This window comes from Kribbella sp. WER1 (assembly GCF_054189145.1).
The window spans coordinates 7,787,785-7,809,113 of sequence record NZ_CM135186.1; the positions used below are offsets into that span (position 1 = coordinate 7,787,785).

18 protein-coding genes are annotated in these 21,329 nt (G+C 69.2%); 10 read left to right on the forward strand and 8 right to left on the reverse strand.

The features are described from left to right. Window positions 1-80: 80 nt before the first annotated feature. Both ACXJJ3_RS38075 and ACXJJ3_RS38080 read left to right on the forward strand, forming a co-directional pair. A complete protein-coding gene (locus tag ACXJJ3_RS38075) occupies window positions 81-1,082 on the forward strand; it encodes a LacI family DNA-binding transcriptional regulator (protein WP_458166802.1) in 1,002 nt (333 codons plus the stop codon). 112 nt (window positions 1,083-1,194) lie between these two features. Then, window positions 1,195-3,426, forward strand: a complete 2,232-nt coding sequence (locus ACXJJ3_RS38080) for a hypothetical protein (protein WP_458166803.1) — start codon at window positions 1,195-1,197, stop codon at window positions 3,424-3,426. Here the strand turns inward: ACXJJ3_RS38080 and ACXJJ3_RS38085 are convergent. Then, window positions 3,331-4,419, reverse strand: coding sequence for a LacI family DNA-binding transcriptional regulator (locus ACXJJ3_RS38085; protein ID WP_458166804.1), 1,089 nt, complete (start codon window positions 4,417-4,419; stop codon window positions 3,331-3,333). The genes ACXJJ3_RS38080 and ACXJJ3_RS38085 overlap by 96 nt on opposite strands. A gap of 119 nt (window positions 4,420-4,538) precedes the next feature. On the opposite strand from ACXJJ3_RS38085, the gene arfA reads away from it, so the two are divergent. Genes arfA through ACXJJ3_RS38105 form a run of 4 tightly spaced genes read left to right on the forward strand, consistent with a single transcriptional unit; the run spans window position 4,539 to window position 9,204 of the window. Then, window positions 4,539-6,041 carry an arabinosylfuranosidase ArfA gene (gene arfA, locus ACXJJ3_RS38090; protein ID WP_458166805.1) on the forward strand — a complete coding sequence of 501 codons (1,503 nt, stop codon included), beginning with the start codon at window positions 4,539-4,541 and terminating at the stop codon, window positions 6,039-6,041. A gap of 20 nt (window positions 6,042-6,061) precedes the next feature. Beyond that, window positions 6,062-7,402, forward strand: a complete 1,341-nt coding sequence (locus ACXJJ3_RS38095) for an ABC transporter substrate-binding protein (RefSeq protein ID WP_458166806.1) — start codon at window positions 6,062-6,064, stop codon at window positions 7,400-7,402. Between the two features lie 9 nt (window positions 7,403-7,411). After that, window positions 7,412-8,305, forward strand: coding sequence for a carbohydrate ABC transporter permease (locus ACXJJ3_RS38100; protein WP_458166807.1), 894 nt, complete (start codon window positions 7,412-7,414; stop codon window positions 8,303-8,305). Beyond that, a complete protein-coding gene (locus ACXJJ3_RS38105; protein ID WP_458166808.1) occupies window positions 8,302-9,204 on the forward strand; it encodes a carbohydrate ABC transporter permease in 903 nt (300 codons plus the stop codon). Before ACXJJ3_RS38100 ends, ACXJJ3_RS38105 begins: the two co-directional genes overlap by 4 nt. A gap of 16 nt (window positions 9,205-9,220) precedes the next feature. Here the strand turns inward: ACXJJ3_RS38105 and ACXJJ3_RS38110 are convergent, their stop codons facing one another. From ACXJJ3_RS38110 to ACXJJ3_RS38125, 4 genes are all read right to left on the reverse strand, one after another. Next, complete coding sequence (locus ACXJJ3_RS38110; RefSeq protein WP_458166810.1) at window positions 9,221-10,153, reverse strand: aldo/keto reductase; 933 nt, start codon at window positions 10,151-10,153, stop codon at window positions 9,221-9,223. Between the two features lie 57 nt (window positions 10,154-10,210). Then, window positions 10,211-10,930: an alkaline phosphatase family protein gene (locus ACXJJ3_RS38115; protein ID WP_458166811.1), complete on the reverse strand. Its 720-nt coding sequence runs from the start codon at window positions 10,928-10,930 to the stop codon at window positions 10,211-10,213. A 216-nt stretch (window positions 10,931-11,146) separates the two neighbouring features. Further along, window positions 11,147-11,923 carry an alpha/beta fold hydrolase gene (locus ACXJJ3_RS38120; RefSeq protein WP_458166812.1) on the reverse strand — a complete coding sequence of 259 codons (777 nt, stop codon included), beginning with the start codon at window positions 11,921-11,923 and terminating at the stop codon, window positions 11,147-11,149. After that, on the reverse strand, window positions 11,868-13,142 hold the full coding sequence (locus tag ACXJJ3_RS38125; protein ID WP_458166813.1) for an MFS transporter: 1,275 nt from the start codon (window positions 13,140-13,142) through the stop codon (window positions 11,868-11,870). Before ACXJJ3_RS38125 ends, ACXJJ3_RS38120 begins: the two co-directional genes overlap by 56 nt. 100 nt (window positions 13,143-13,242) lie before the next feature. On the opposite strand from ACXJJ3_RS38125, the gene ACXJJ3_RS38130 reads away from it, so the two are divergent. Further along, window positions 13,243-14,322 carry a DUF5937 family protein gene (locus ACXJJ3_RS38130; RefSeq protein WP_458166814.1) on the forward strand — a complete coding sequence of 360 codons (1,080 nt, stop codon included), beginning with the start codon at window positions 13,243-13,245 and terminating at the stop codon, window positions 14,320-14,322. A 71-nt stretch (window positions 14,323-14,393) separates the two neighbouring features. Continuing rightward, complete coding sequence (locus ACXJJ3_RS38135; RefSeq protein ID WP_458166815.1) at window positions 14,394-14,852, forward strand: hypothetical protein; 459 nt, start codon at window positions 14,394-14,396, stop codon at window positions 14,850-14,852. On the opposite strand, the gene ACXJJ3_RS38140 is transcribed toward ACXJJ3_RS38135, so the two are convergent. Then, entirely contained in the window at window positions 14,816-16,042 is a 1,227-nt protein-coding gene (locus ACXJJ3_RS38140; RefSeq protein ID WP_458166816.1) for a glycosyltransferase 87 family protein, read from the reverse strand. The two genes, ACXJJ3_RS38135 and ACXJJ3_RS38140, sit on opposite strands and share 37 nt — an antisense overlap. A gap of 291 nt (window positions 16,043-16,333) precedes the next feature. Between ACXJJ3_RS38140 and ACXJJ3_RS38145 the strand changes: the two genes are divergently transcribed. Then, entirely contained in the window at window positions 16,334-17,227 is an 894-nt protein-coding gene (locus ACXJJ3_RS38145) for a GDSL-type esterase/lipase family protein (protein ID WP_458166817.1), read from the forward strand. Window positions 17,228-17,277: 50 nt separating this feature from the next. Here ACXJJ3_RS38145 and ACXJJ3_RS38150 read toward each other — a convergent pair whose 3' ends face one another. Together ACXJJ3_RS38150 and ACXJJ3_RS38155 are read right to left on the reverse strand one after the other, a co-directional pair. Continuing rightward, entirely contained in the window at window positions 17,278-18,996 is a 1,719-nt protein-coding gene (locus tag ACXJJ3_RS38150) for a hypothetical protein (RefSeq protein WP_458166818.1), read from the reverse strand. Window positions 18,997-19,139: 143 nt separating this feature from the next. Beyond that, window positions 19,140-20,093 (reverse strand): helix-turn-helix domain-containing protein, encoded by a 954-nt coding sequence (locus ACXJJ3_RS38155; RefSeq protein WP_458166819.1) that lies wholly within the window; start codon window positions 20,091-20,093, stop codon window positions 19,140-19,142. A 101-nt stretch (window positions 20,094-20,194) separates the two neighbouring features. Between ACXJJ3_RS38155 and ACXJJ3_RS38160 the strand changes: the two genes are divergently transcribed. After that, entirely contained in the window at window positions 20,195-21,328 is a 1,134-nt protein-coding gene (locus ACXJJ3_RS38160; protein WP_458166820.1) for a glycosyltransferase WbsX family protein, read from the forward strand. Window position 21,329 lies beyond the last annotated feature (1 nt).

A 21,329-nucleotide genomic window follows, 5' to 3' on the forward strand; every position in this document is an offset into this window, starting at 1 on the left:
GGATCCGCAACGAATCGTGAAGGCGCAGCCTTAATCCACCGGATCCCGCAATTCCGCGTGCATCGTGGCATGATCTGGTGATGGTGCAACGCCGGGTGCGGATGAAGGACGTCGCTGCGCATGCGGGGGTCTCGCCGCGGACGGTGTCGAACGTGGTGAACAACTACGCCTACGTCAGCGACGAGATGCGGGCCCGGGTGCAGGCCTCGCTCGACGAGCTCGGGTACCAGATGGACTACCTGGCCCGCGGCCTCCGCTCCGGACGCTCGGGCTTCGTCGCGCTGGTCGTCCCGAGCCTGGCCGAGCCGTACTTCGCCGCCCTCGCCGAGAGCGTGATCAGGGCGGCGCGCGTGCACCATCTGAGCGTGCTGGTCGAGACCACCGGAAACGCCCCGGAGATCGAGCGCGAGGTCCTGCAGGGGTCGCTGACCCGGATGGTCGACGGCGTACTCCTCAATGCGGTCGCCGGGCCGGAGCAGGGGGTCGGGGACCTGCCGGCCGTGATCCTCGGCGAGTCCCCGCCGGTGCCGAACGCGCCACAGGTCGGGATCGACAACGTCGCCGCCGCGCGGACCGTCGTACAGCACCTGATCGACCGCGGGCACCGGCGGATCCTGGCGTACGGCAACCAGGACACCGAGACCGCGCGGCTGCGGTTCGAGGGGTACCGGCAGGCGATGACGGCGGCCAAGCTGGGCCGGCTGCTCAGCCTCGACCACTCGGGCGGCCCGTGGTCGGCCGAGGGGGCGTACGGCGAGATCGCGAAGCTGCTCCGGCGCCGGGCGCGGCCGCCGGAGGCGATCTTCGCGTTCAACGACAGCCTGGCCCACGGGGCGCTCCGGGCGATCCGGGATCACGGCCTGGCGGTCCCCGGTGACATGGCGGTCGCCGGGATCGACGACATCGTGATGAGCGCGTTCTCCGAGCCGCCGTTGACGACGATCGCGCCGGACCTGGACGAGCTCGCGGAGCGGGCGGTCGGGTTGTTGGTGGACCGGATCGACGGCCATCCGGCGCCGCACGAGTTCACCCGGACGCTGACGCCGTTCCGGCTGGTCGTCCGTGCGTCGACCGGCGGCTGAGGAGTCGGTCCGCGTGGCGATCGTGGCACGCCATTTGTTGCATCGATGCACAAGCCGATGCCAGAGTGTCCGGGCAGGACGCCCGCCCGAACGCGTTGCTGAGGAGTACGAGATGGACGTTTCCCGACGGTCCTTTGTCACCGCGGCCGCCGCCGGCGGCGTCGCCGCAGCCCTCCCACTGCAAGACGCCCGAGCCACGGATACCCGACCCGCAGACGCCCGAGCAGCGAAGCACTCCCGACCGCTCACCGCGCCGACCCTCGAGAAGATCCCCGCCACCGACCCCGCGCGATCCGGCATCCGCGCCGTCGCCGGCACCCAGGTCCTCTGGGAGTGCAAGGACCCGCTCCTGATCGACGTCAAGGTCGGCGACGCCCCGGCCCGCTCGGCCGCCGGCTACACGACGCTCACGATCTCCGCCGGTACCGCGACCGGCTCCGGCGAGGTCCGTACGCCGACCGGCGGCCGCTACACGTTCCGCGACGAGTGGCGGGTCGCCGACGCCGCCGCCACCCTGACCCGAACGGTGACCGCCACCGCGCCGAATCCCCTGCAGGAGATGGGATTCGCGTCGAGCATCGAGATCCTGCCGGTCGACCAAGGCCCGCTCCGCGACCAGGACCTCCTGCTGCCGGCGATCCGGACCGGCAGTACCACCGGCCTCGGCGGCGGCATCGCGGGCAACGACTCCGCGGAGTGGATCCTGGCCCGCGAGATGCGGCTGAGTCTGCCGTTCGCCGCGCTGCGCAACCGCGGCAGCGGACGGACCGTCACCCTGGCGCACGCCGACGCGGCACCCAGCACCGCGACCAACGGCCTCTACCCGGAGAACTCGAACGCCTGGTGGATCCACGAGAACGTCCAGTTCGCCTCGCTCGGCGTACACCAGACCGCGGGCAGGACGGCGTTGGCGCTCGCGTACCCCGGCAGCGAGGGCGACGTCACGTACCTCGGCGGCCAGTGGACGCGCCGCAGCCACCCCGCCCGTGCCGGGTTCACCCACACGTACCAGGTCCGCATCGCGGCCGCCGCGTCCGACTCGTTCGCGACAGCGGCCCGCGACGCCTGGCGTGACCACTGGAACCTGTTCAAGGTCACGCCACTGAAGGACCGCAACAGCGATGTCCACGCGGCCGGCCTGGCCCTGCTGGACAGCCAGGTCGCTCGGTACAACGGCAAACCCGGCCTGCCGTTCCGGTCCCGCTTGGACAGCGGCGAAGCCGATGCGGTCAGCTACATGATGGGGTTCGTCGGCCAGCAAGTGCCGGCCGGTTTCCAGTTGCTGCGCAGCGGACTGCTGGACGGCGACCCCGCGCGCGTCGCGAAGGGCCGGTCGATCCTCGACTTCTGGGCGACCGAGTCGCCGTTGCCGAACGGCCTGGTCCGGTTGTGGATCGACGGCGACCAACCGCGCTGGCGGGACTGGTACCAGATCTTCGTCCGGGTCGCGTCCGACGGTATGGACGGGATGGTCGACGCCTGCCGGCTGATGCGCGACCGCGGCGAACCCGTTGCCACGTGGGAGAAAGCCGTCACCGGATTCGCCGACTTCCTGGTCGGCAAGCAGTACGCCGACGGCTCGTTCGCGAGGTCGTACACCATGGACGGCTCGGTCGCCAGTGACGCCCGCACCAACACCTCGCACCCGATCCGCTTCCTCTGCCACACCGCCGCGCTGACCGGCAACGACAAGTACCAGAAGGCTGCCGTCGCGGCCGGCCAGTGGTACGTCGCGAACACGAAGGACTGGCAGTTCATCGGCGGTACGGCCGACAACCCGAACGTGCTCGACAAAGAGGCCGGCGGGATGGCGTTCAACGCGGCGCTCGCCCTGCACGACCTGACCGGCGAGGGCCGGTGGCTCGACCTGGCCCGCCGGGCCGCCGACTTCACCGAGACCTGGCTGGTCGCGTGGCGCTGGCGCATCGACACCCCGCGCCGCGCGTACGCACGCGACGGCGCGTTCGGGCTGTCGTTCATCGCGTCCGGCCACTCGGGGATCGACAGCTGGATCTGCTACCAGAGCTGGAACTTCTACCGGCTGTTCCTGTTCACGGGCGACACCCACTACCGCGACGTCGCGACGACGATCCAGACCGCCGGAGTACGGACGACGGAACTCACCGACCAGCCACAGGGGTACGCCGTACCCGGGCTGGTCGAGGAGGCGGTCGGACTCAGCGACCTGGTGGTCAGCGGGTCGAACGTCTGGCTGCCGTGGTGCACCGTCGCCGAGGTGGAGCCGTTGTCACGCTTCGCCGACACGTTCGGCACCGTCAACCTGCGCGCGCTCGAGAAGATCCCGCTCGCCGACCGGCAGCGCGCCAACCAGGCTGCCCGATGACCGGGTGGTGGTGCTCTCCCGGATCGTCAACGACCACGGTACGTCGACCTGGACGCCGTCGGTGCCGTCGATCAGGAGCCCGACCGCGCTGCGGACCAGCGCCTCCACGTCGGGCGTGATCGTGGTCAGTGACGGCGTACTGAACGCGGCCTGCCGGTTCCCGTCGAACCCGGCGATCGCGATATCGTCCGGCACCGCGACACCGCTCTCGTAGCACGCGCGGATCGCGCCGAGCGCCATCAGGTCGTTGAAGCAGATGACCGCGTCCGGCCGCTCGTCCCGCGCGAGCAACGTGAGCATCGCCTGCCGCCCGCACTCCTGGTCGTACTTCGTGACGCCGAGCAGAAGCTGCCGGTCGAAGGTGAGGCCCGCGGCGTCCAGGGCCTGCATGACGCCCTGGAAGCGCAGCAGTCCGGTGCCGATGGTCCGGTCGTGCTCGAAGTGCCCGATGACCGCGATCCGCCGGCGGCCGGTGCCGATCAGGTGCTCGGCGACGGCGCGGGCCGCCGCGACCGAGTCGACCGCGACGTGCGACCAGCCGGGCGGTGGTTCGCGTTCGCCGAGCAGCACCATCGGCTGGCTCGGCGAGCGTTCGGCCAGTTCGGGACCGGACAGGCTGAGCGGCGAGAACAGGATGCCGTCGATCATGTGGGTCTGCGCACCGCGCAGTACCAGGTGCTCGTTGTGCTGGGTGCCGCCTGTGCTCTCCAGCAGGCCGAGGTACCCGCGCTCGACGCACACCTGGGTGAAGAGCGCGGCGAGCTCGGCGAAGTACGGCGCGTCGAGCTCGGGGACGACGAGCGCGAGGAATCCGCCGCGTCCGTACTTGAGCTGGCGCGCGGACAGGTTCGGGCGGTAGCCGAGTGCGGAGATCGCCTCCAGCACGCGTGCCCGGGTCGCGGGTCGTACATGCGGTTTCTGGTTGACGACGTTCGACACGGTTCGCACCGAGACGCCGGCCTCTACGGCGACATCGCTCAATGTCACGGCCATACAGGGATTCTAACGATGAAGAATTCTCGGTGCCGAGCCGTTGACAGGCCGTTTGCACCCGTTGCAAACTTCCTGCACCGCGGGCGTTACATCGTTGGAACTTCGTGTGAGGACTGCCCATGCTCACGTCCACGATCGACCCGGCGTTCAGCGTCGGCGAGCTCAATCCCCTGCTGTTCGGAACCTTTGTCGAACATCTCGGTCGCTGTGTCTACACCGGGATCTACGAACCTGACCACCCCACCGCCGATGCCGACGGCTTCCGGGGCGACGTGGCCGCGCTGGTGCGCGAGCTCGGCGCCACCGTCGTCCGGTATCCCGGCGGCAACTTCGTCTCGAACTACCGCTGGGAGGATGGCGTCGGGCCGCGGGACCAGCGGCCCCGGGTGCTCGACCTGGCCTGGCGGTCGATCGAGACCAACCAGGTCGGCACCGACGATTTCCTTGCCTGGTGCAACAGAATCGGCATCCAGCCGATGCTGGCCGTCAACCTCGGCAACCGCGGCCTGGCCGAGGCGGTCGACTATCTGGAGTACGTGAACGGCGCGGCCGGTACCCGGTACGCCGATCAACGTGTCCGCAACGGCTACCCGAAACCCTGGGACGTCCGGCTCTGGTGCCTCGGCAACGAGATGGACGGCCCCTGGCAGATCGGGCACAAGACGCCGCTCGAGTATGCCCGGCTCGCGCAGGAGGTCGCGCGGGCGTACAAGACGTTCGACCCCGACCTGCAGCTGATTGCCTGCGGCTCCTCGAACACCACGATGCCGACGTTCGGCGAGTGGGAACGCGTCGTCCTCGAGCACTGCTTCGACGACGTCGAACTGATCTCCGCGCACGCGTACTACGAGCCGGTCGACGGCGACCAGGCGTCGTTCCTGGCCGCCTCGACGCACATGGACCGCTTCATCCGGGACGTCGTCGCGACCGCCGACCACGTGGCGGCGATGCGGCACTCGGAGAAGCGCATCAAGGTGTCGTTCGACGAGTGGAACGTGTGGTTCGCGGCCCGGCACGGACAGGTCGAGGAGGAACGGACCGAGGCGTCCGAGGCGCCCGAGCTGATCCAGGACGTCTACAACGCACTCGACGCGGTCGTGGTCGGGTCGTTGCTGATCACGCTGCTGCGCAACACCGACCGGGTCGGCGTGGCGTGCCAGGCGCAACTCGTGAATGCGATCGCCCCGATCCTCACGGTCGAAGGCGGTGCCGCCTGGCGGCAGACGATCTTCCATCCGTTCGCCCTGACCGCGCAGCACGCCCGCGGTACGGTGCTGCGCCTCGCCGGCGATCACGGTCTTATCGATACACCGGCGTACGGCGAGGTCGAGCAGGTCTGGGCGGTCGCGACGTACGACGCGGAATCCGGCGACCTGGCCCTGTTCGCGGTGAACCGGTCGCTGACCGACACCGCCTCCTGGACCGTCCGGCTGGGCGCCTTCGGCGACGTCCGGGTGGCCGAACACCTGACCATCGCCGAGGACGACCACTACGCCGTCAACTCCGTGGACGCGCCCGACCGGGTGGTCCCGCATCCCGGCCTCTCCGAAGTTGCCGACGGCGACCTTGACGTCACGCTGCCCCCGGCGTCGTGGCACTGCATTCGGCTCACGAGCCGTTGATCCCCAGAAAGGACCTGACGATGAACGCACCAGATCCTGGGCGGCTCGGCCGCCGAACACTCCTCGGTGCCGCCGGCGCCGCCGCGGCCGGCCTGTCCCTGGCCGCCTGCGGTGGCAGTCACGGCCCCGGCCAGGCCGGTGCGGCGCCCGCGACCGGCAAGGGCGGCGCCGACGGGTACGACGGCCCGAACGTCGAGCTGCAGTACTGGAACGGCCTGACCGGCGGCGACGGTCCGGTGATGAAGAAGCTGGTCGCGAACTTCATGGCCGCGAACCCGAAGATCAAGGTCACCACCACGTCGATCGCCTGGGCCGACCTGTTCCAGAAGCTGCCGGCCGCGGTGCAGAGCGGCAAGGCGCCGGACATCTGCCTGATGCACACCGCGGACATCGCGACGAACGCCGCCCGCCGGGTCATCCAGCCGATCGACGACGTCGTCAAGGGCCTGAACCTGACCGCCGCCGACTACGCGGACGCGGTCTGGAAGTCGGCGCACTACAAGGACTCGCAGTACGCGATCCCGCTCGACATCCACCCGGCGGGCCTCTACTACAACAAGAAGGTGCTGTCCCAGGTCGGTGCGGATCCGGAGAAGCCGCCGACCACCAAGGACGAGTTCATGGCGATCCTGGACAAGTGCAAGTCCAAGGGCGTCAAGGGCTACTGGGTGAGCGCGCTGAGCGTCGGCGGGCTGATCGCCCAGTCGATGATCTTCCAGAGCGGCGGCTACATGGTCAACGACGACGGCACCAAGACCGGCTTCGGCGATCAGCCCGCGATCGACTCGATCAACTTCTTCAAGGGCCTGATCGACCAGGGGTACTCGCCGCAGAGCGCCGCCGGTGACGGCGACTGGGTGTCGTTCAGCAACAACAAGGCCGCGTTCATGATCGTCGGCCCGTGGATGGTGACGCCGTGCAAGACCGCGAAGGGCCTGGACTGGGGCTGCGCGCCGATCCCGGTGCTCGGGTCCGACCAGCAGACCTGGGCCGGTTCGCACTGCTTCACGCTGCCGCGTCAGGTCGCGAACGACAAGAACAAGGCGGACGCGTCGCGTTTCTTCGTCAACTGGATGAGCCAGCACTCGGTCGGCTGGGCCGAGGCCGGGATGGTTCCGGCCCGCAAGTCGGTACGGGAGTCGGCGGACTTCGCGAAGTACACCGAGGTCAAGCAGTTCGAGAAGATGATCGACTGGGCGCACTTCCCGCCGAACGTGGCCGGCCTCGGCGACACCGACCCGGAGTGGACGAAGGCCGTCAGCTTGGCGATGACGGGCAAGAAGCCGGTCGACCAGGCGCTCCGCGACGCGGCCCAGAAGGGCGATCAGATCCTGACGTCGAACAAGAAGAAGTACGGGTGAGTCGGGGCCATGAGCCGGACCGCGCTACGCCACCACCGACCGTGGACGCCGTACCTGTTCGTCGCCCCGTTCGTCCTGCTGATGCTGACGTTCCTGATCTGGCCGGCCGTCCGCGGTGTCTGGATGAGCCTGCACAACTGGGACTTCATGCTACCCGGCAAGCCGTGGGTGGGGTTGCAGAACTACCGTGACCTGTTCGACTCGTCGTCGGTGATCTTCCAGCCGTTCTGGAACGGGATGCAGAACACGTTCCTGTTCGTGCTCATCAGCGTGCCGTTCCTGGTCACGATCCCGCTCGGGCTGTCGCTGCTGCTGAACCGGAAGTTCCCCGGCAGGACGTTCTTCCGCGCGGTGATCTTCACGCCGTTCGTGCTCGGCGTCGCGGTGGTCGGTGTGCTGTTCGGGTACCTGTTCGACCCGGAGGTCGGCCTGGTCAACGGGCTGCTCTCCGGGATGGGGCTGCCGAAGGTGGCCTGGCTGTCCAGTCAGCCGCAGGCGTGGATCACGATCCTGATCACCACGATCTGGTGGACGATCGGCTTCAACGCGGTGATCTTCCTGGCCGGGCTGCAGTCGCTCCCACCGGAGCTGTACGAGGCGGCCGAGCTGGACGGCGCCGGCCGCTGGGGGCAGTTCCGGCACGTCACCGTACCGGGCCTGCGGAACGTGTTCGTGTTCGTGCTCACCACGACGATCCTGGCCAGCGCGAACCTGTTCGGCCAGCCGTACTTGCTGACCCACGGCGGGCCGGGCGACAGTACGACGACGGCGATCATGGCGATGACCAACGAAGGCCTGCGGGGCTTCCGGATGGGGACGGCGGCCGCGATGAGCTATGTGCTGGCGCTCGCGCTGGCGCTGGTCTCGATCGCCAACTTCCTGCTGATGAGGGAGCGCAAGTGACGACGACTCTGCCGAACGTAGCCCCCACGGCGGCACCGGACGACGACGGTACGCGACGCCGTCGGCGGGCCTATTCGCGGAACCGGGTCGGCCCGCTGACGTACGTCGCGATGACGCTGATCTCGCTGCTCTTCGTCCTGCCGCTGCTGTGGATGCTGCTGACCACGTTCAAGACCGAGACCGACGCGCGGTCGATCCCGATCCACATCATGCCGGGCCAGTGGACGCTGCGTGCGTACCACCTGATCTTCGCCGACGCGGCGAACCCGGTGTACCTGTGGCTCGCGAACTCGCTGATGGTCTCGGTCCTGCACATGCTGCTGGTCGTCGCGGTCGCGTCGATGGCGGCGTACGCGTTGTCCCGGATGCAGTTCGTCGGGCGCAACCTGCTCTTCGGCGTACTGATCGCGACGCTGTTCGTGCCGGGCTTCATCTTCTTCATGCCGAACTACCTGACGATGAGCACGCTCGGCTGGCTGGACAGCATCTGGGCGCTGGTGGTGCCCGGGGCGGCCAACGCGTTCGGGGTGTTCTTCCTCCGGCAGTTCTTCCTGGCGATTCCGCGGGAGCTGGAGGAGAGTGCGCTGATCGACGGGGCGAACTCCTGGACGATCTTCACCCGGATCGTGCTGCCGCTGTCGAAACCGGCGCTGGTGACGCTCGCCGTCCTCAGCTTCCTCGGTGCCTGGAACGACTTCGTCTGGCCGGTGTTCGTGCTGTTCAGCCCGGAGAAGATGACGCTCGCACCGGGCCTGGCGACCCTGCAGGGCGCGTACACCACCGACTACCCGGTGGTGATGGCAGGCGCGACCCTGGCCGCCATCCCGGTACTGATCCTGTACGTCGTCGTCCAGCGCTACGTCATCGAGGGGGTCGCCAACAGCGGACTGAAAGGCTAGGCAGCGGACAACTTGGTCAGGGCACCTGGTGGCCGGCCGCCTTGAACAGCTCGTACCACTCGGCGCGGGTCAGCGGGACGTCGGAGCCTTGCGCGGCGCCCGCGACCCGCTCCGGCGTCGTGGTCCCGAGGACGACCTGCATCTGTGCGGGGTGCCGGGTGATCCAGGCGGTGGCGATCGCGATCGACGGTACGCCGTACTGCTTGGCGAGCCGGTCGATCACCGCGTTCAGCTCCGGGTACTCCGGGGAGCCGAGGAACGGGCCGGTGAAGAAGCCGGCCTGGAACGGCGACCACGCCTGGACCGTGATCCGGTGGATGCGGCAGTAGTCGAGGACGCCGCCGCCGTCGATCACGGTGGACTGGTCGAGGCCGGCCATGTTCGCCGCGACGCCCTGCGCGACGATCGGCGCGTGTGTCAGCGACAGCTGCAGCTGGTTGACCACGAGCGGCTGCCGTACGGCGGTCTTCAGCAGCTTGATCTGCAGCGGCGTGTGGTTCGACACCCCGAACGCGCGGACCTTGCCGGCCGCCTCGAGGTCGTCGAATGCCCGCGCGACCTCGGCCGGCTCGACCAGGGCGTCGGGGCGGTGGATCAGCAGGATGTCGAGGTAGTCCGTCCGGAGCGCGCGCAGCGACGCGTCGACGGAGGCGACCAGGTGCTCGTACGACGAGTCGTAGCCGAACGCCGGGTCGATGCCGGCCTTCGTCTGCAAGGTGATCTCGGCGCGCTCCGAGGGCGTCAGCCGGAGCGCGTCCGCGAACCGTTCCTCGGCGCCGTGCAGCGCACCGCCGTACACGGCCGCGTGGTCGAAGAAGTCGATGCCGGCGTCGCGCGCGGTCCGGATCAGCGTACGGATCTCGTCGTCGGTCTTGTCGCCGATCCGCATCACGCCGAGCGTCACGTTCGGGACGGCGAGGTCGGAGGCGCCGAGGGGCACGGTCTTCATCGAGGATCCTTCCGCGGGGTCGTGGAGCGAGGACGAGCCTACGCGGCGGAGGTGTGGTCAGTTCCAGCAGTCCGTGATCGGTGTGGTCTTCGCGGCGGCGCCGACGGGCGGCAGGCCGTACATGTCCTCGATCGTGCGCAGGACGCGGAAGTGGTCGATCCGCTCGGCGTAGCTGCCCGGCTTGACGTGCTGACCGTCGAAGAACGTCGCGATCTGGTTGCCGTTGTTGTTGTCGTCCTCGTCGAACGTGGTGATGAGCAGGCTGTTGTGCGTCTTCGCCCATTGCACGTAGCCGTCCAAGTGGCTCTTCAGCCAGCTGTCACCGGTCTCGATCGAGCAGTCGTGCATGTCGTTGCAGACGTTGGGGATCACCCACGACACCGTCGGCAGCTGGTTGTAGTCCGTGGGGAAGTCGCTGAACGGCTTGCTGTCGGCCGCCGGTACGTTGCTGAAGTTGGTCCACGGCGCGTGCCGGCGCGCGTACCGCCCGGAGTTGCAGACGGTCGATCCGGCGGACGGCAGGTCCTCGGAGTAGCCCGCGAACGTGAGGCCCTTGGCGATCAGCTGGGAGGCCTCGTTGTCGGCGGCGAACGTGTGCGGGCAGGAGTCGTCGGTGACGCCCTGGTTCGCGCCGGAGAACAGGTCGAGGTAGTTCGGCTGGCTCGGGTGCTCGATCGCGTACGACTTGGTGAAGCTCGCGCCGCCGGTGGCGAGCTGGTTGAAGTACGGCGCCTTGGACTTGCCCATGATCGACGCGGCGGCGGTGTTCTCGAACATCACGATCACGACGTGCGCGGGGCGCGGTACCGCTCCGGCGGGGGTCGTTGACGCTGATGTGGGTGTGGGCGTCGGCGTATCTGTTGGTGTGGATGTCGGTGTAGCTGTCGGTGTGGATGATGGCGCAGACGTTGGTGTTGTCGACGGTGAACAGGCACTGGCGACCAGGAGGACTGCGACCACAGGTCCGAGGATGCGCATGAGGAGCTCCGCGGGTTACACGGTGTCGAGGAAACGTGTCAGCGTCGCGAGGTACTGCGGGCGGTTGTCGCGGCGTACCGAATGGCCGGCGTCGGCGATCTGTACCGCGCAGAACTCACCGGCGGCGGCTCGCGCGCACTGCTCGGCGTACTCGGGGGAGATGAGACCGCCGCGGTCCGGCTCGCCGTGGATCAGCAGGACCGGGCAGGTGATCTCGGCCAGCTGCTCGGTCAGCGGCGCCGCGTCCTGGAACGTGAGGTCGAACAGGTGCGGGTTGACCTGCGCCTTCGACACGGCCCACGGTTCGAGCTCGTCGGCCGGCCAGCCCGGGTCGTTGGCGTGGCCGCGCGCGATCCGGTCCGGCAGGTCGAGGGCGCGGAGGTCCGCGAGCCAGTCCGGCTCCGACCACGGCTCGTCCTGATGGTTGCCGGGGGCACCGGTCGGCGGGTCCTCGAGGACGACGGCCCGGACCAGGTCCGGCCGGGACGCGGCCAGGTACGCGGCGGCCATCGCGCCCATCGAGTGGCCGACCACGACGACCCCGTCGTTCGGCGGCTGGTCCGACAGGACGAGAGCCGCGTCGTCGCGGTGGGCGGTGTAGCGGATCGGCTCCTCAGGAAGCTGAGACTCGCCGTGCCCGCGGGCGTCGACGGCGAGCGTTCGGCGGCCCGGGAGCGCCCGGATCACCGGCTCCCAGCACTGCGCCGAGTCGGAGAAGCCATGCAGGAAGGCGACCTCAGCGGCCCCTTCGTCGGTTCGGTACCACGCCAGATGCCCCGTTCGTCCGTGCACACCGCCCATGATTCACCGATCGGGCCCGCGGTGGAAGACACTTGCTCGGCAGGAGGCTGCCACTGGCGGCGAGAGTTGCGGCGGCGAGGGGGAGCCAGAGGGTGGCTTCGCCGCGGGCGGCGAGGGTGGTGATGACGGCGGGGGAGACGGCGAGGCTGAACCCCGTCGAGAGCTGGAAACGGGCCAACGCGCGTCCGAGAAGGTGCGGTGGGGCCAGTGCTGTGATGAGTGCGGTGGCGCTGCCCGCATAGATGATCTCGCCGAGTGTGCAAACTAGGGAGACCACAGCAACGGCCGGAGCGCGCCAGCTGTGGCCCAGCGACGTCGCGGCGAGGAAACCGAGGTAGGACACGGCGATCACCACACCGGCGATGGCCAAGGCAGTACTGCGGGAGACGCGTGACATCAGGATCGTGATCGGTACCTGGAGCGCGACCACCATCGTCGTGTTCGCCACCAGGATCGCGGCTGCCCAGGCGGGGGATTCGTGCAGCTGTGTCACCAGGATCAGCGGGATCGCGATCTCGGGGACATTGAGGCAGAAGACGTAAACCACGTTGGCGGCGAGGAGTGCGCCCAGCCGAGGTGCAGGGCCGTCGGCGCGGTGCTCGGTCGACGCGGCCGGTGCGCGGACGTGGGTCGACCAGGCGAGCGCGGCCGCGACGAAGTACGCGATGCCGGTGACGACCGCCATCGCCTGTAGCGCCGAGGTTCCGCCCGCGAGGCAGGCGGTGGCGAGCAGGGCGCCGGCGCCGATTCCGGCGTTGCGGAGGGAGCGTCCGGCCGCCAGGGCGGCGTCGCGTTCGCGTCCCTGAGCGACTACTGCCACGAGCGCTGCGTGGGCGGCCGGCCACGCCTGGTTGCCGATGCCGAGGAAGAGTGCGGCGGCCGCGAACAGCCAGACCTGTTCGGCGCGGGTCGCGAGCAGCAGCACCACGCCGACGACGCGGATCAGCATGGAGGCGGCGGCGACCGTACTGCGTGCTCCCCGGTCCAGCCAGCGGCCGACCGCGGGCATGCACACCAGCGCCGCGACGACGCCGACCGTCATCGCTATTCCCGCGACCGGGGCGGACAGCTTGAGTACGGCGACGCCGTACAGCAGCAGGAACGGCCGGAGCAGCCCGGTGCCGAGCGCGTCGACCGCGAGCGCGGCGGCGTAGCGCGGGCCTCCGGAGGCGCGGACGAGGGCCTGCGGCTGGATCTTGGTGGTCGCCATGGCGTCAACGGTGCGTTCCGGGCGCCGTACGGCGGGTGCCGGTTGACGAACACCGTCAATTGTCGTGGTCGACGTACCGGCGGCCGGTGAGAATGTGGGGGTGACGTTGAGGATCGACATCGGCGGTGGGCCGTCCGGGCGGGTGCGGTTCGCCGTGTCGCCGTTGGCCGAGCTCACCGCGATGCTGCACGTGCTGGCCGAGCCTACGCATCACCCGCAGCTCGCGGGCTGGGCCGCGGACGTGTGGGGCGGGCTGCGGCCGGAGCTGGCCGAGCGGCTCCGGGAGGCGGAGTTCCTGTGGCGGTCGTCGCGGGCCGACTTCCTGGTCCCCGCCCGGCCGCGGCCGACGCTCGCTGAGGAGCTGGACGACGTCGACCGGATCGACGACGAGACGTACGTGACCGCCGCGCTGATCACCACGTGCGGGAGCAACCGCGTCCACTTCGGTACGCCGTCCCCGCTCGCCGATGCGACGGCGCGCGAGCGGGCGCTCGATCTCGCGCAGGCCCGCGGTGCCCTGCAGGAGGCGTTCGCGGAACGGCTGCTGGCGGATCCGGCCGCCGTCCGTGCGCGGGTGCGGGACACGCTCGAGCAGTGCGCCGAGGCGTTCTTCGACGCGGCGTGGGCGGGTGTCGTCGTACAGCTCGCCACCGATCTGCGGGTGAAGAACGATCTGCTGAAGCGGCAGGGGGTCGAGGCCGCGCTCGGGTCGGTTTCCAGCGCGGTGAGGCTGTCGGCGGACGGTACCTGCATCGTCGTCGACAAGCTGCAGGACAACGCGACCACCGGGGCCGGCGTCACGTTCCTCCCCAGCGTCTTCGGCCGCCCGCACCTGGTCGCGGTCCACGCGCCCGGCTGGCAGCCGGTGCTCCAGTACCCGGTCGCCGATCCCGTCCCGTCGGAGCCGGTTTCGCTGGAAACAGTCACTCACCGGCTGGAGGCGCTGGCGCATCCCGTCCGCCTCCGTCTGCTCCGTACCCTTGCCCGCGGCCCCCACACCACCAGCGAGCTGGCCGACGCCTGGCAACTCACCTCGCCCGAGGTCTCCCGCCACCTGGCCGTCCTCCGCCGCGCCGGCCTCCTTACCTCGGAACGCCACGGCCGCTACGTCCGCTACACCGCCAACCACCCCGCCCTCACCACCCTCGGCACCGACCTCCTCACGGCCGTACTCCGCTAGCCGGCCGTGACCGTGAAGCTGTTGCCTTAATCCGAGGTGGTTGCTCTCGGCCCGTTGTTACGTTCCCCGGCATGAGAGCAAAGAACACGATCCGCGCGGCCGTCGCCGCGCTGGCACTGGGGATCACAGGTACGGCGGCGGTTGCGCTGCCGGCCCACGCGGGGACCGAGCTGAACGGGTACTTCCCGTGGATCAAGGGGTGTACGAGCGACCAGAAAGTGATCCACTCCACCGGGGTCTGGGACAAGTACGGCCGGTACGTCGGCCAGATGCGGATCTACTGGTCGGCGCGATGCGTCACCAACTGGATCCAGGTCGCGCCGAGCAACCCGAACGGGATGGGGATCGCGACGAGCATCGACGGGCGGTACGGGTCGGCCGGCACCTCCGCGAAGGACAACGCGGTCGGGACCAGCGGGATGCTGTACTCGCCGGCCTCGGCTCCGTGCCTCGGCGTCCACATCATCGTGAGCTCCGGGCCGTGGTCGGACAGCTACAACGACCCGGCGCCGGAGTACACCGTCTGCTGACGGCTGCGGCTGGCGATGGCAAGGGTGACGACGGCTGCGAGGGCGCCGAGGATGTAGGCGTTGCCGAGGAGCTGCTGGGCGACGGTCCAGGTGAACTCGCGGTCGTCGGCGCGGGGGACCCAGCGGTACGGGGCGAGGATGAAGTAGCCGTACCACGCGGTCGCGAGCGCGAGCTTGGCGGCGGGGCGACGGGCGGGGACGACTCTGGTCACGGCGACGCCGAGCGGGATCACCCACACCCAGTGGTGGTTCCACGAGATCGGGGCGCACAGCAAACCGACCGTCGCACAGACCGACAGGCTGGCCAGCTGCTGCCCTTGGTCGAACAGCCGGCGGCTCAGCCACAGGCCTGCGACGACGGTCACCAGCACCAGCACCATCCACGCCACTCCGCTGGACGGTGCGCCGAGCCGGACGAGCAGGCCGTTCCAGGACTGGTTGCCGGCGAACGCGGGCGGGCCGATCCGGCCGGAGTTGAACACGAGCCGCGTCCAGTACTCCCACGACGCACTCGGTGACGCGATGAACCCGATCAGCAGCGTGCCGCCGAACGCCGCGCACGCGTACCGGAAGGCGCGCCATTGCCGGGTCACGAGGAGCAGCGCGAGGAACACCAGTGGCGTCAGCTTGATCCCCGCCGCGACGCCGACCCAGACACCCCGTCCGGCGTGCTTCCGGTCGAGGACGTCGTACATCACCAGCGCGCAGAGGAACAGGTTGATCTGACCGTACGACAGCGTCTCGCGCACCGGCTCCACCAGCAGGCACACGGCGACGGCTACCACGATCGCCGCGGTCCGGATCCGCGGGTTGCGCAGCGCGTACCGGATGATCACCCACACGGCCGCGATCGAGCACGCGATCGACATCCCGTACGCGAGCGGCCAGGGCAGCAGCGCGAACGGTACGAAGACCAGCGCGGCGAACGGCGGATACGTGAACGGCAGCGAGATCGTCGGCAGCCGTGCCGAGTAGAGCGCCGACGGATCGGTCAGGATCGTGTCGCCGCCGAGGCGGTAGACCTTGAGGTCGGCGCCCGTGTGATCCCACAACAGTGGCAGCAGGATCGAGACCGCCGTACCGGCGAGGACCGCCAGGGCCCACATCCAGCCGGTCGACGGCAGCGCGAAGCCGCTTGGCCGCGGTGCGCTGGTCAGATGTCGTTGCTGCGTCGACGGATTGTCGGTCAACCCGGTTCTCCCCCCCGTATCACCCAACTTCCAGGATCCGACTCCGGGGGGATCCGTGCTAGCGCGGTATTGGAGCGACCGTGTTACAGCCTGTTAACGGCGCGGGCGGCGAAATATCGTCCGGTGATCGGGCAACACAGTCCAAGGACTGCCGCCGGGACAGTCGCTACCGTCGCTCCGAAAGGAGGCGATTGAATGTCTGGATTCGGTCGACGAGTGCTTTTGAAGGCCGCGGCAGGTGGAATTGTTCTGGGGGCGTCAAATCTCGGGAACGCGTCCGCGGCGACAGTTTTGCCGAGCGACAAGAAGATTCGCAATCTGGGCCGCTGGCAAACCCTGCCGGACGGTTCGGTCCGCGGGTATTACCAAAGCGGTCTCGAGTTCGATTTCGTCGGTACGTCGCTGCTGGTGACGCTCGGCGGGACCTGCCGGCTGCTGTACCGGGTCGACGGGGGACCGGTGCAGCGGAACATCACCGCGAGCGGCACGGTGGTGATCGCGTCGGGGCTGAGCCGGGGACGGCATTCCGTCCAGGTCTACTCGGAGTACCAGCAGTCGTTCCCGGTGATCAAGTCCTTCGAGGTCACGTGTGTGACGCCGCCGGCGAAGCGGCCGACGATGGAGTTCGTCGGGGACTCGATCTCGGTCGGGTACATCGGGCCGGGCCTGGTGAACTCGCTGGGCAGCTCGTTCAGCTACAAGACGCCCGAACTACTGGGGATGGCGCACAACACGGTCGCGTTCGGCGGGATCGCGATGACGCCCGGGTTCGGTTCGCCGGACAGGTCCGGGATGCTCAGCCGTTACACCAAACTGTCGGAATACGTCCCGGGTGAGGTGAACGTTCCCGATTGGGACACCTCGAACTATGTGCCCGACTACATGGTGATCAACCTCGGGACGAATGATTCCACCAGCCCGAACTTCAAACCGGCCTATCTGGCGTTCCTGCGGAATGTGCGCGGCTACTACCCCGACGTCACGATCATCGCGATGTCGCCGTTCAACACCAACCACCGCGACGAGATCGCCGAGGTGGTCGGCACGACCGGCGACCTGTACGTCGACACCACCGGCTGGATCGACCCGGCGACCGAGACGACCGACGGCACCCACCCGACGATCGCCGCCCACGACAAGATCGCCGCCAAACTGGCGAGCGCGATCCAGCAGCTGACCTCGTAGTACAGCCGAGGCCGGGCTCTCCGCCGCCGACGGAGAACCCGGCCTCGGGGTCAGTGGCGCCGGCGTTTGGTGAGGCCCGTCCGGGAGACCCCGGCGATCGCGTCCAGCCGGAGCGGCCGGCCGGAGTCGCGGATCTCGGAGAGCGTCGGGCAGATCCAGCCGCCCTCGTCGAACTCGTTCCACGCGTAGATCAGGACGGTGTTCGCCGGCGCGCTCGAGGAATGGCCGGCGCCCCAGGTGATCGCCGCGCCGAGGTGGTTCGCGATCTCGGTCGGTGTCGCCTGCTGGGTCCAGTTGTCCTTGAGCGGGGTGTAGTCGGCGATCCACGACACCGGATAGTCGTACCGGGGCCGGTTGTCCCATCCGGTCGACACGGTCGGGACGACCTGCCCGCCCGTGGTCGCGTAGTCGTTCCACAGGCCGGACTCAGCAGCGGCGAGGCTCGCGTACGTCGCGCCGTTCACCCCGCCGGTCGCGTACCGGCTGACCGCGTCCGCGCCGACCGTCGCCTTCAGGTCGGCCGCGCTCTGGGCGGTCCACCCCATCACGACGATGTACGGATTCGCGACGCCGAGCTCGGCCGCCTTGGCCCGGATCTTGCTGACCTTGTCGGCGTCGGCGCCGGACAGGAAGTACAGCAGCGGGCGTCCGCCGAGCACCTTCTGGTAGTTCGCGTCGGCGAAGTGCGACGCGAGGATCGGGAGGTTCGCGTCGAACGCGCCGGTGAAGTTGCCGTCGAGCAGCGCGCACCAGTTGACGTCGTTGCGGTGGGCGCTGGACAGGTACAGGTTCCGCGCCCGGTTCAGCGGGTCCTGCGGGTAGTACACGAACGCCCAGTAGTCGATGCCGGCCGCGGCGGCGTACTGGATCTCCTGGTCCATGATCGCCTGGGTGGCGCCGTTGGTGTTCACGGACTCGGTCACCGCGACGCTCACGTTGTCGATGTACAGGTCCGACGTCAGCGTCTCGTTGGTACGCAGCGCGAGGCTGTCGAACGTCGGCGCGGTCACCAGCAACGCCGCATGGTTCATCCGCCGTACGCCGTTCACGTACACGTCCACCCACGGCGTCTCGCCGGGTGGTGCCGGGTCGGCGATGACCTTGATCGAGTACCACGTGTTGTCGGCGACGTCCTGCAGGATCTTCCAGGTCCCGTCCGGGGCACGCATCATCAAGTGCTTGCCGCTGGCATCGGTCGTCGTCGCGATGTCGACCGCCGCCGTCGAACCCGCGACCAGCAAGGCCCGCGCCCACTTGCCGGCGATGGTCTCCTTCCAGTCCCACTGCACCGTCATGGCACGGCTCTGCCCGGTGAACGTCCGGGCCATCGACGCCATCAATGTCGTCGACTCGTCGTGCAGGTGCACGGTCTTCCCGGTGCGGTCCGGGCCGTCCACCACCGAGACCGTCGTACCGGCCGGCGTCGACACGGTCCAGCCGGCTGGTGCGGCGCCGGTCGTCTCGGCGTCGAAGTTCTGGTTGACCAGCAGCCGGTTCGGCACCGTGATCTGGGCGTAGAACGGCAGCCGGAACTGGTACTGCTGCGGGGACAGCGTCCGGTTCACGGTGCTGCCGACGTGCGAGTCGCCGCCGACCCAGGCGTCCCAGCGGATCGCCCCGACCAACGCCGCCGCGGCCTGCGCCTTCGGCCCTTTCGCGGCGGCGGTCCCGCCCGGCAGGCCGAGGACCGCCCCGCCGGACACGGCAGCCGCCGCCTTCAGCACGTCCCGGCGGTTCAGCCCGCCGGAACCCGACTCACGAACAGACATGACAGTTCTCCCATCAGGCGCCTCGACTGTTCGTGCATCATTGCGTGCCGGCGCTCGATCCGCCTTCGCTGCGGTTGACGGAATCTAGGACGAAGTTGGCCGAAGTTGGCTGGACCTTCGATAAAGGTTGCCTACGGCATCTTTTAGCCGACGATCTGCCCGCCGAAGCGCGCGCCGCTCACCGGCAACGCCGGCGCCGGCTCGGCGGTCGTGTGGTACCGCGCCTCACCGGTCCGCGCGCGGTTGCGGTACGCCGACGGGCTCAGGCCGTACGCCGTCTTGAACCGGCGCGCGAAGTACCCGGCGTCCTCCCAGCCGACCCGGGCGCCGATCTGCGCGACCGGTTCGTCGGTCTGGACCAGCAACCGGGCGGCGGCCTGCTCCCGCAACCGGTTGAGGTAGGCGATCGGCGGCGACCCGAGCTCGCGCTGGAACAGCCGGACGAGGTGGGTCCGCTCGGTGGTCGTCGCGGTGGCCAGCTGCGCGAGCGTCCACGGGCGGCCGGGGTCGTCCTCCATCAGCTGGGCGGCCCGCGACACCGCGGGATGCAGCGGCGCGATCGACCGGCGGTGGATCGCCTGCTCCGGCGACCAGCAGCGGTTCAGGATGTTGAGGTAGATCAGCAGGTGGCCGACGAGCTCGATCCGGGTCCGCCGGGCCGGTGTCATGTCGCTCATACTGTGCAGCTCGGCGATCGCGAGACTCACGTCGTACTTGCCGAGCTCGATCCGCTGCGGGAGCGGCAGGCTCGACTTGTGCACGGTCTGCATCAGCGGCAGCTCGGCGTCCAGGAACGACAGCGTGCCGTCGATCAGCTCCGGCGCGACGAAGCTGTCGAACACCACGAGGTCCTCGCACTGCGCGTACCCGTGCCACTGGTTCGGCGGTACGACGATCGCGCTGCCCGGGCCGATCGGGTGGTCGCCGTCGGCCGCGATGTGCACCCCGCGGCCCTGGGTGACCAGCGCGATCTCGAAGAAGTCGTGGTCGTGTGCGGCGACGTCGCCGGGCATCCGGTGCCGGTCGGCCCACACCGGCAGGCCGTCGGGGTGGAAGACGGCCGCCCGTTCGTACCGGGGTTTGCTGCGACTGGCCACTTTTGTCCTACTTTCCCTCAATCTCTGCGAAGGTGCGGCGCCTCGATCGTCAATAACATCACATCACTCAGTACCGTGACAGAGCTCGAGGAGTGACCCCTGTGTCCGAACGCGACGTCGCGATCGCGGCGTACTACTTTCCCAACTTCCACGTCGACCCGCGCAACGAACAGTGGCACGGCACCGCCTGGACCGAGTGGGAACTGGTGAAGCGGGCCGAGTCCCGGTTCGAGGGTCACCTGCAGCCGCGGGTCCCGCTCGACGGCTACCTGGACGAGGCGGATCCGGACGTGATGGCGGGCAAGATCGCGATGGCCACCGAGTACGGCGTCGACGCGTTCCTCTTCGACTGGTATTGGTACGACGGGCGCCCGTACCTGGAACGCCCGCTGGAGGCGGCGTTCCTGCCGAACGCTGCGGCCGGTGAGATGAAGTTCGCGCTGATGTGGGCGAACCACCACTGGAGCAACATCCACCCGTGGAAGTCCGCGACGCCGCCGACCCAGCTCGCGTCCGGCACCGTCGACGCCGGGCAGTTCGAGGCCGCCACCGACTACATCGTCGAGCGGTACTTCGGGCACCCGGCGTACCTGCGGATCGACGACCGGCCGTACCTGTCGATCTACGAACTGGACACGCTGGTCGAAGGGCTCGGCGGGGTCGCCGCCGCCAAGGCCGCGCTCGACGGCCTCCGGGCCCGGGCCGCGCGCGCCGGGTTCGCGGAGATCCACCTGAACGCGGTCGCCCGCGAGCGGCAGGTGCTGCCGGACGACGGGATCCAGCTGGACGGTCCGACCCTGATCAGCCGCCTCGGCTTCGACAGCGTCACGTCGTACGTCTGGGTGCATCACCACCCGATGCCGACGCTGCTGACGCCGTACGCCGACATGCTCGCGCAGGCCGCCGACGGCTGGAAGCGGTACGCCGCGGAGTACGAGCAGCCGTACTACCCGAACATCACGGTCGGCTGGGACTCGTCGCCGCGCACCGTGCAGTCCGACCGGTTCAACCCGGCGCTCGGGTACCCGCACACGAACATCATCGCGGACGCGTCCCCGGAGCAGTTCGGGCGGGCACTCGAGCAGGTCCGGGAGTTCGTTGAGCAGACCAACGTTCCGCTGGTCACGATCAACGCCTGGAACGAGTGGACCGAGGGCAGCTACCTGGAGCCGGACACGCTGCACCGGCACGGGCACCTCGAGCAGATCCGCCGGGTCTTCGGCCCGCGAGGCTGAC

What these genes read in the sequence shown, in the direction of transcription:
- ACXJJ3_RS38095 (WP_458166806.1), top strand. Translation starts at nt 6,062, where the DNA reads ATGAACGCACCAGATCCTGGGCGGCTCGGCCGCCGAACACTCCTCGGT.
- ACXJJ3_RS38085 (WP_458166804.1), bottom strand. Translation starts at nt 4,419, where the DNA reads ATGGCCGTGACATTGAGCGATGTCGCCGTAGAGGCCGGCGTCTCGGTG.
- ACXJJ3_RS38125 (WP_458166813.1), bottom strand. Translation starts at nt 13,142, where the DNA reads ATGGCGACCACCAAGATCCAGCCGCAGGCCCTCGTCCGCGCCTCCGGA.
- ACXJJ3_RS38075 (WP_458166802.1), top strand. Translation starts at nt 81, where the DNA reads ATGGTGCAACGCCGGGTGCGGATGAAGGACGTCGCTGCGCATGCGGGG.
- ACXJJ3_RS38135 (WP_458166815.1), top strand. Translation starts at nt 14,394, where the DNA reads ATGAGAGCAAAGAACACGATCCGCGCGGCCGTCGCCGCGCTGGCACTG.
- ACXJJ3_RS38150 (WP_458166818.1), bottom strand. Translation starts at nt 18,996, where the DNA reads ATGTCTGTTCGTGAGTCGGGTTCCGGCGGGCTGAACCGCCGGGACGTG.
- ACXJJ3_RS38080 (WP_458166803.1), top strand. Translation starts at nt 1,195, where the DNA reads ATGGACGTTTCCCGACGGTCCTTTGTCACCGCGGCCGCCGCCGGCGGC.
- arfA (WP_458166805.1), top strand. Translation starts at nt 4,539, where the DNA reads ATGCTCACGTCCACGATCGACCCGGCGTTCAGCGTCGGCGAGCTCAAT.
- ACXJJ3_RS38115 (WP_458166811.1), bottom strand. Translation starts at nt 10,930, where the DNA reads ATGTTCGAGAACACCGCCGCCGCGTCGATCATGGGCAAGTCCAAGGCG.
- ACXJJ3_RS38100 (WP_458166807.1), top strand. Translation starts at nt 7,412, where the DNA reads ATGAGCCGGACCGCGCTACGCCACCACCGACCGTGGACGCCGTACCTG.
- ACXJJ3_RS38110 (WP_458166810.1), bottom strand. Translation starts at nt 10,153, where the DNA reads ATGAAGACCGTGCCCCTCGGCGCCTCCGACCTCGCCGTCCCGAACGTG.